Genomic DNA, 9077 nt, shown 5'->3' with positions numbered 1-9077 from the left:
CAGAATGTGTATAAGAGACAGCCGCAGGGCCTCGCCCCCACCCGGGAGGCGGCCCCGGTCCGCGGCGCACCGCCCGTCCCCTCGCACCGTGGCGCCCCGGCGAGGACGGGGCTGAAGGTCAAGGTGGCGATCACCGCGAGCGTCACGGCCGTCGCCGTGGCGGGCACCGTCCTGGCCGTGTGGCTGTCCGTGCAACGCTCCAGCCCCCCGGTCGGCCGGCAGGCCACGACCCCGCCGAGCGGGCAGGCCGGGGAGCCCGCCACGGACTCCCCCACCGGGTCCCCCAGCATCGACGCGCGCGCCGTCGCCGCGCTGGCCCCCCGCCGGGTGAAGGTCACCGCCGACCAGGGCGCGCTGGTCGAGCTGTCGTGGACGCTGACCGCCAAGGCCCGCCGCTACCCGGTGGTGGTCCAGCGCTCCCCCGTCGAGCGGGGCGGCCAGGCCCTCACCCCCGTGGAAGCGGGTTCCACCGCCACCCGCATCGCGGGCCTCGACCCGGACAAGGGCTACTGCTTCGTGGTCGGCGTCCCCCTGGACATCGCCAAGAGCAGCACGATCGCCTGGTCGGAACCGGCGTGCATCCGGGGAGCCGTGCCGAGGAACTCCGGCTGACCACACGGTGGCCGCGTGATGCCGGAGCCGGGCGCGCGCACCGCCGAAGTCATCGCCGGGACGCCGGACCCGGGTCAGCCGCCGAGGAAGCGGCGCACGTCCGCGATCTCGGCGTCGAGGAGGCCGCCGGGCACGTCGGTGAACGGGGTGACCGTGACGGCGGCGGCCTTGCGGCTCCAGGTGCCCGCGACGCGGCCGCCGGCGATGACGACGGGACGCAGGATGCCGCCGCCGGGGAACACCGCGCGGGCGTGCTCCGGCGCGAGGATCGGGTCGCGGCTCTTCCAGCCCAGCAGGTACTCGTCGAAGGCGGGCGCGAGCCGTACGACGGGGTCGTCCGCCGCGGTGGGAGGGGCCGGGGCGGGACGCCAGGCGGCGCGGGCGTCGCCGAGGGGCACGCCCGACCAGGCGGCCAGGTCCCCGGGCTCCGCCGGGTGGTGGGCGCGGCGGTAGCGCAGAACCAGTTCGGCCAGGGCGCGGCCGCGGTCCGGCTCGGGGGTGACGGGCGCGCCGAGCCAGTCGGCGGCGTGGACGTAGGTGGGCTTGCCGGCGCGCGGCGGGCCGAGGACGGCGAGGCCGTGCGAGGCGGCCAGCGCGACCAGGTGGACGATGCCCTGGCCGGTCGCCCGGCCCGCCAGGCGCTCGGCGAGGTCGGCCTTGGTGAGGGGGCCCTGACCGGCGAGGGCGCGCTCGATCAGCGGGAGGAGGTCGTCGCCCGTGACGCCTTCCTGGGCGAGGCGGCGCAGCGCGCCGGTGTCGCTCCGGGTCAGGGCGTGCACCCAGGCCAGGTCGTCGGCGTGGACGAAGTGGAGGGTGCCGCGCGGCCCCCAGGTCCTGACGATCTCCCGGGACTGCCAGGCCGCCTCGACGTCCGCCCTGGTGAGCGTGGCCGAGCGGGCGCGGAAGGCGAGCAGGGCGGAGACGATGTCCTGGGCCTGCACGGCGAGCAGGTGGCGCACGACGTCGCCGGCGCCGAGCCCCGGCGGCCGGTGCAGGAGCTGGGCTTCGACACTGCGCATGGCGTCCATTCCAGGATCAGGCGTTCATTCCATCATCAGGCGGTCATCTCAGGAGCAGGCGGTCGCGGAGGCGGGCGGTGGCGGGGGTGCGGGCGCGTACGGCGAGGCGTACGGCGTCGCTGCGGCGCCAGGCCTCGTCGGCGGCTTCGGGCGCGATGTCCTCGGGAGCGTAGCGGGCATAGTTGGAAATGTCGGCCAATGGCTGGAGATCCGGGCTGATGGCGCCGGACCGGGCCACCACCTCCTCGGCGGTCAGCGCCCGCGCGTCCCGCAGCCCCAGGTCGTCGCAGGTCTGCCGCCACGCGCCGAGGACCCGCTGCCCGGGGCCGGGGGCGTTGCGGCGGGCCCGCCTGCGCCACCAAGGCCGCACCATCGCCACCCCCAGGTAGGCCACCAGCAGCACGGCACCGGCCATCGGCGCGATCAGCCACGGCGAGGGGCCGCCGGCGGACTCCTCGGCGGTCCCGGCGTCCGACGGCCGTGACTGCTTCGGCTTGTCCGTCCCGCCCTGGGTGAACTCGCCCGCCAGCTTCTCGCTCTCCTGAATGGCGGACGACACCACGTCGTGGTCGTCCTTGGAGCCGCTGCGGCCGGGCGTCGGGTAGAACGGCCGCCAGCCGAGCCTGTCGAACTTGATCTCCGCCCACGCCATCACATGCCCCGACCTGACGCGATAGACCCCGCCGGGCTCCGCCTCGCCGGGCCGGAACCCCACCACCACCCGTGACGGCATGCCGAGCGTCCTGGCCATGAGCGCGAAGGCCGAGGCGAACTGCTCCGACGTCCCCCGGTGCGTGGTCTCCAGGAAGAACTCCAGCCCCTTCAGCGAGTGCCCAGGCGGCGCCGCGACCTCGTAGCCGGCGTTGGCGCGCAGGTAGCTCTGCAGCCGGTACGCCTGCTTGATCGGCAGGTCCGCGCCCTTGGTGGCCTCCTGGGCCAGCTTCCTGAACAGCTTCTCCTGCGGCCCGGCCGGGAAGGCCGTCAGCGACGCGTCGGCGGCGGGCGTGGCGTCGAGCAGGTCCTGCTTGGACGGCTTGGCCACCCGCGACGTCACCTGATAGGTGAACCCCTTGCCCGGCTTCCCGGCGGCCAGCAGCGAGCCGCTGCCGGGGTCGACGGCCAGCCCGCGCACCCCGGTGACCTCGACCGGCCGTTCGGCGGCGGGCAGCCAGGTGCCCGGCAGGCCGCTGAAGGTGACGCTCTGCCGCACGGTCTCGGCCTCGCCGTCCCACTCCCCTTCGGGCACCCGGCCGCCGGTCGGCTGGAAACGCGCGGCGGACGTCCACCGGACGCCGTCGTAGCGGTCGAGCACCGCCAGCCGCCAGTTGTGCGGTTTGTCGGCCTTCACGGTGAACAGCTCGCGTCCGGGGAACTGCAGCCAGGCCGACACGCGGTCGAGCGGGCTGACGCTGTCGACGCGGCGGGGCGGCGGCAGCTCGGCGTTCTCGCGGGGATTGTACGGTTCCGCGGCGATGGGCAGCAGCGGCCCGGCGACCAGGGCGAGCGCGGCCAGCACGGCACCGGCGGGCACGCCGGCGAGCAGCCACAGCGCCGGGCGCTCCTCCCTGACCAGCGCTAGGGCCACCACGAGGACGACCACGGCACCGGCCACCGGCAGGTTCGACCCGGTGCCGTCCACGCCGAACAGCAGCGCTACCCCGTACACGATGATCGACGGCAGCGCGGCGGCGACGCGCGTGCGGGTGCGGTTGAGCACCTCGGCGCCGATGACGGCGGCGGCCCAGACGAGCGTGTGCACCAGGACGAGCAGGTGCGGCTCGGGCTGGGCGGGCAGCAGGGTGGTGAGCAGCCCCTGCCACGCGTCGGCCACGTCCGCGAACAGCCCGGGGGCGAATCCCCGGTAGAGCGCGATCGTGCCGGCGAACCAGAGCACCACGTCGAGCATCAGCGCCAGCCAGAGCGGCCGGGACCGGGTGAGGGCCGCGACGAGCGCGGGCGCGACGGCGCCGGGCACCACGGCCACGATCAGCTCGGCGCCGGGGAACACCCGGTGGAACCCCCATCCGGCGGTCCCGGCGAGCGCGGCCACGAGGACGAGCCCGGCGATGCGGCGCCATGCGGGTGCGGTCATCGGGCCCCCCACAGGAGCGGCAGGGCGTTCAGATCGGTGACCGGCACCAGGGTGACGCCGGGGGCGCTGACGGCGCCCGCGCCGACGTACACGCAGATCACGCGGTCGAAGCGGCGCCGGACGCCGGCGACGCGACCGGCCTCGGCCGGGTCGGCCGTGACCAGGACGAGCGAGCCGCCGCCGCGCGAGAGCCGCATGGCCTCCGTGACGCCGGCCGTGCCGGGGCCGACCAGGGCGAGCCGGTCGAGCAGCAGCTCCCCGTCGGACTTCGTCTCGGCCAGCGGCCCCTCACCGGTGACGACCCGCACGGGGAAGCCGGCCGCGGCCGCCGCGACGGCCGCGGAGGCGGCGACGTCGACGGCGAGCTCGGTCAGCTCGCGCGTGTCGAGGACGACCGTGGTGGTGGGCAGGCTGGCGTCGATGAGCTGGCGCACCATGAGCGTGCCGGTGCGGGCGCTGGAGCGCCAGTGGACGTGCCGCAGGTCGTCGCCGACGACGTACTCACGCAGGGTGTGGAAGGTGACGGTGCCGCTGGGCGCGTTGTCGCTGGTGGGCCCCTCCAGGTGGTGGGCCTTGCCGGACGGCGGGACCGACAGCGCGACCGTGCGCGGCCGGACCAGGAGCGTCGCCGCCCCGCCGTACTCCCTGACCCGGCGGGTGAGGCCCAGCGGGTCGGCGCGCACGAGCGTGAGCGGGCCGACCGGGATGTCGCCGCGCACCTGCGTGGGCAGCGGGTACGAGACGGTCCGGGTGCCGCCTCTGGGCAGCCGGGGCAGGTCCACGGTGTGCTCGGCGGCGCCGATCCTGTCGTGGGCGCGCAGCCCGCTCAGGCCCTGCCGGCCGAGGTTGCGCACGTGCAGGACGGCGACGGCGGCCTCGCCGCGCGGCACCTTGAGCGGCGTCACCTCGCGCCGCACCTCCAGCCTGGGCCTGGGCGCGGTCCAGGCGAGCGCGGCGGCCAGCGCGAGCAGGCCGCCGGTGGCGAGCACGACGGGCTCCGGGTAGCCGAGCGCGAACCCGGCCGCGTACAGCAGGACCGAGCCGGCGAGCGTCCCCCAGCCGAGCGGCGTCAGCACTAGGCCGCCTGGGGCACGGGCATCCCGGCGAGCAGGTCGCCGAGCACGCCGGCGGCGGTGACGTCGCGCAGCTCGGCCTCGGGGGTGCGGATCAGCCGGTGGGCCAGCACGGGCACGGCCAGCGCCTTGACGTCCTCGGGCACCACGTAGTGCCGTCCGGCGGCGGCGGCCTTGACGCGGGCGGCGCGCAGCAGTGCCAGGCTGCCGCGCGGGGAGGCGCCGAGCCGCAGGTGCGGGCTGGTGCGGGTGGCGGCGCAGAGCGCGACGATGTAGTCGTAGACCGGGTCGGCCACGTGGATGCGGGTGGCGAAGTCGATCATCCCGGCCACGTCGGAGGCGCGCGCGACCACCGGCAGCCGTTCGACCTGCGGGCCCGTGGGCATGCCCTTGAGCACCTGGACCTCCGACGCGTGGTCGGGGTAGCCGACGGAGATCTGCATGAGGAAGCGGTCGAGCTGGGCCTCGGGCAGCGGGTACGTGCCGTCCATGTCGACCGGGTTCTGCGTGGCGACGACCAGGAACGGCCGGGGCACCGGGTGCGGCTCGGCGTCCACCGTGACGCGGCGCTCCTCCATGACCTCCAGCAGCGCCGCCTGCGTCTTCGGCGAGGCGCGGTTGATCTCGTCGGCGAGCACGATGTTGGCGAACACCGGCCCCTGGTGGAACTCGAACTTCTGGTGCGCCTGGTTGAAGATCGACACGCCGGTGATGTCGCTGGGCAGCAGGTCGGGCGTGAACTGCACGCGCCGCCACTCGGCGTCCACGCTGGCGGCGATCGAGCGGGCCAGCGTGGTCTTGCCGGTGCCCGGCACGTCCTCGATGAGCAGGTGCCCTTCGGCGAACAGGCAGATCAGCGCCAGCTCGACGGCCTCACGCTTGCCCCTGATGACGTGCTCGATGTTGCCGGCCAGCAGCTGGAAGCGCTGCGCGAACTGGCCGGCCAGCTGCGCGGGCTGCTGGGTCTGCTCGTGGGAGTAATGCGTCACGCCGAGTTCCCCTAACTCAGTCGGTGCATTCGTACAGCGGGGCCTTGGGAAAACCATCGCCCGGGATGGCCATGAGGGTGTCGCTGATGTAGCCGACGCCTCCGTTCCAGACGATCCGGTTCCACACGTCGCTGGTCTCCCCCGACTGCGACTCGGTCACCGACATGCCCTTGGCCTGGCAGATGACGGTCAGGTCCAGGTATTTGCCCTTCTCGATCTGGCCGATCTTGCAGTTACCCGTGGTACAGGAGTTGATCCGGGTGTCGGTCTGGTCGTTGTGCGCGTTCCGGAAGGCGTGCTGCGGATAAGCCAGGTCCACCTCGGCGGTGACGACCTCCTGGCTCTCCCCTGCCGCGTTCTTGGCCTTCAGCTTGAAGGTGTGCTTCTGGTTGTTCTTCAGCCCCTCGACGCTGTACGAGGTGCCGCTGATGCCGTCCTTGTCCGTCGCGCCCGACAGGACGTACGTGACGTTCTGGCCGGCGTTCTCCGGAGCGCTCCAGGTCAGGTCGGCGCCGCGGTTCTTGGCCTTGGCGGCGAAGCCCGACGGCGGCCCCGGCGCCACGCACGGCTTGACCCCGGCGCTCGGGTCGGACTCGACCTCGCCGCCGGACCAGTGCGCGACGACGGTGAAGGTGTACTCGCCCGCGCACTCCTCGGCGGTGAACTCGAACCGGAACGGCCCGCCCGCGTCCACCCGCTCGGGCGTGACGCCGCCCGCGCCGCCGTTCACCTTCAGCGTGTAGCGCTCCACCTCACCGCCGGCGGACGGGCTGAAGCTGATGTCCACCCGGCCCGGACCGGACCTGGCGGTCACGGCTCCCGGCTTGCCGGGCGCGGTCGCCGACGGCGTGGGGGTGGGAGTGGGCGTCGGGGTGGGCGTCGGCGTCGGGGTCGGCTTCCTGGTCCTGGTACGCGTCGGCTCCGGGTCCGGTTCGGGCTCGGCCTCGTCCGTCCGGGTGGGACGCGGGTCCGGCGCGGACGTGGCGGGCTCGTCCCGCTCCTGCGTGTGGGTCGGCTCCGGCCTCGGCGTCTTGGGCTTGGGCGTGTTCGTCGGGCCCGGGACGTCCGAATCGTCCTTGTCGATGTCGTGCTTGCGGCCTTCCGGGTCGATGACGATGGCCTTGTCGCCGTTCTCGTCGTTGGCCCACAGCAGCCCGTCCTTGACGAACACGTCCACCTCGCCGGGGCCCTGCGCCACCTGGAGGGTGGTCGGGCGGCCGCCGGCGGCGCTGTCCCAGACGATCAGGGCGCCGCTGCTGCGGTCCGGCACGTACACCTTGGAGCCCAGCACCTGCGGCACGCCGAGCGCGGCCGGGTCGGAGGACTCGAACCTGGTGTTGAGCACCGAGTTGGACGCGGTGTCGATCACCACGAGCAGCCCGGAGTCGCCCGCCGTCAGCACCGGCACCAGCGGGCCCTCGGTGCTAGCCGGGGTGAGCACGCCGCCCTCGGCGGCCTGCGCCACCTCCTTGGGCAGCATGATCTCGCCCACGCCGCCGTCCGCGCCGATGAGCGTGGCCGTGGCGGCGCGGGTGTTGACGATCAGCGGGACGGAGCCCGCGATGGTGACGGCCAGCTCCTCGCCGGGCTCGCCGACCTTCACTGCCGTACGGGCCACGCCGCCGGAGACCGGGACCACCTCGCCCTTGGCGGTGACGGGCACCCACAGCGTGCCGGCGCCGTCGATGCGGGCCGCGCCCAGCGGGCCGGGCAGCGTCAGCGGCGCGCCGACGGTGTTGAGGGTGAGCGGGTCGATCTGCTGGACCTCGCCTTGCGGGTCCACGGCGTAGCCGGTGCCGCCCGACAGCGCCAGCTGCACGCCGGCGGTGCCGAAGTCGCGCGTCTGGGTGACGCTGAGCTGGCTGGGCTCGATCCGGCTGACGAAGCCGGTGCGCTCGTCGACCAGCAGCACGTGCGAGCCGTCCTGGACGACCTTGAGCTGCTTGCCCGCCTTGTCGTCGAGATAGCCGTCGACGTCCCCGGACAGGCCGTTGACGTGCACGATCTTTCCTCGCGCGGCGGTCCACAGCCAGGCTCCGACATCGGCCAGCTTCGGGTTGGCGCTCGACACGCCCACGCCGAAGAACGCCGCCGCCCCAGCCAGGATGACCGCCGCCGCCCCGGCGATCAGAGCCGTCCCCCGATCGCCCCGGAGTACGCGCATGCGATTACTCACTCCGTCGTACTGATTACTGTGCGTTTGCCCCCGTATGTATCAGGGGTCACCCTAGCGTGCCGGAGTAGCACGCGCATGCGGGCGAGGATTGTCGGTGCGAGGCCGTACCTTAGTGCGCGTGCCAGAGCAGCCCCTGACCCTCGACTCCGCGCTCACCGACGAGGCGGTGCTGTCGACCTATCGCCGCATGTTCGCGGCGCTGGCCCGCGACAGCGGGGCGGTGGTCGACGACCCCGCGCTCGTCGACATCGCCGAGACGCTGTTCGCCGCGTTCGCCGAGGCGGGCGAGGAGTGGCTCACGCACGACCAGATGCGCTTCGCCTGCCGGGCCCACCCGGCCGACCAGTTCGACAACCGGCTGCGCGTGCTCAAGGGGCTCGGCGCGATCCGCGAGGTCTTCCCCAAGCCCAACCAGCTGCGCTACCGGGCGTCGTTCACCAGCGTGGTCGGGCTGATGTTCATCAGGCGGATGATGGACGACGGCGGCCAGTCGGAGATGCACCGGCTGCTCGCCCTCGAAGACCTCAACGTCGCCGACCCGCGCACCACCATGGAGGAGGCCCGGCAGAGCGCCGTCAACCTGGCGCGCGCCTTCCGGCTGTGGGCGCTGGAGCTGATCACGCTCACCACCGGCACCATCGAGGAGCTGCGCGAGCAGGCCCCCAAGCTGTGGGGCACCGAAGAGATCGCGCACCGGGCCCAGAGCCTGCACGGCACGATCCTGACCCGCTGGCCCGAGCTCGACCGCGTGTGCACCGACCTGCGCGCCGCCATCTACTCCTACAGCGACGCCTCCCGCCGCGCCGCCGGCCGCCTGGCCGACTCTGCGGGCACCACCCGCAACCTCACGCTGCTGCCCACCGAGACCTGGCGCACCTTCGCCCAGACGGCGTCCCGCGAGCGGCTCGCCGCCGTGCTCGACGGCTTCCTCTTCGACGCCCCGGCGCCCTGGCACGACCCGGCCGCGATCGCCCGCGCCGTCGACGAGGCCCCGCGGCCCGAGCTCCCCTACCGCCTCGCCTGGTCCGACGGCCTCACCATCGATCCGTCCCGCGAGCCCGCCTGGCTCTCCCACGGCCACCTGGAGCGCACTTCATGACCACCCTGCCCCAGGAC

At 74.0% G+C, this 9077-nt stretch carries 7 protein-coding genes; 2 read left to right on the top strand and 5 right to left on the bottom strand.

What is annotated here, in order from left to right; all coding sequences use genetic code 11:
• A partial coding sequence (locus ADY59_RS45175; RefSeq protein ID WP_231619197.1) for a hypothetical protein occupies positions 1-612 on the top strand: 612 nt, incomplete at its 5' end.
• Positions 613-686: 74 nt separating this feature from the next.
• Here the strand turns inward: ADY59_RS45175 and ADY59_RS45170 are convergent.
• The 5 genes from ADY59_RS45170 to ADY59_RS50845 are packed head-to-tail and all read right to left on the bottom strand — an operon-like array spanning position 687 to position 7949.
• Positions 687-1631, bottom strand: coding sequence for a winged helix DNA-binding domain-containing protein (locus tag ADY59_RS45170; RefSeq protein WP_197094162.1), 945 nt, complete (start codon positions 1629-1631; stop codon positions 687-689).
• 43 nt (positions 1632-1674) lie between these two features.
• Positions 1675-3723: a DUF3488 and transglutaminase-like domain-containing protein gene (locus ADY59_RS45165; protein ID WP_156326136.1), complete on the bottom strand. Its 2049-nt coding sequence runs from the start codon at positions 3721-3723 to the stop codon at positions 1675-1677.
• A complete protein-coding gene (locus ADY59_RS45160) occupies positions 3720-4799 on the bottom strand; it encodes a DUF58 domain-containing protein (protein ID WP_053175780.1) in 1080 nt (359 codons plus the stop codon). Before ADY59_RS45160 ends, ADY59_RS45165 begins: the two co-directional genes overlap by 4 nt.
• A complete protein-coding gene (locus tag ADY59_RS45155; RefSeq protein ID WP_053175777.1) occupies positions 4799-5785 on the bottom strand; it encodes an AAA family ATPase in 987 nt (328 codons plus the stop codon). The genes ADY59_RS45160 and ADY59_RS45155 overlap by 1 nt, the downstream gene beginning before the upstream one ends.
• Before the next feature lie 16 nt (positions 5786-5801).
• Positions 5802-7949, bottom strand: a complete 2148-nt coding sequence (locus ADY59_RS50845; RefSeq protein WP_049576850.1) for a fibronectin type III domain-containing protein — start codon at positions 7947-7949, stop codon at positions 5802-5804.
• A 130-nt stretch (positions 7950-8079) separates the two neighbouring features.
• Between ADY59_RS50845 and ADY59_RS45145 the strand changes: the two genes are divergently transcribed.
• Positions 8080-9060 (top strand): hypothetical protein, encoded by a 981-nt coding sequence (locus ADY59_RS45145; protein ID WP_049576861.1) that lies wholly within the window; start codon positions 8080-8082, stop codon positions 9058-9060.
• Positions 9061-9077: the final 17 nt, after the last annotated feature.

This window comes from Nonomuraea sp. SBT364 (assembly GCF_001083785.1).
Lineage (GTDB): Bacteria > Actinomycetota > Actinomycetes > Streptosporangiales > Streptosporangiaceae > Nonomuraea.
This window is presented reverse-complemented; position numbering and strand designations above follow the sequence as displayed.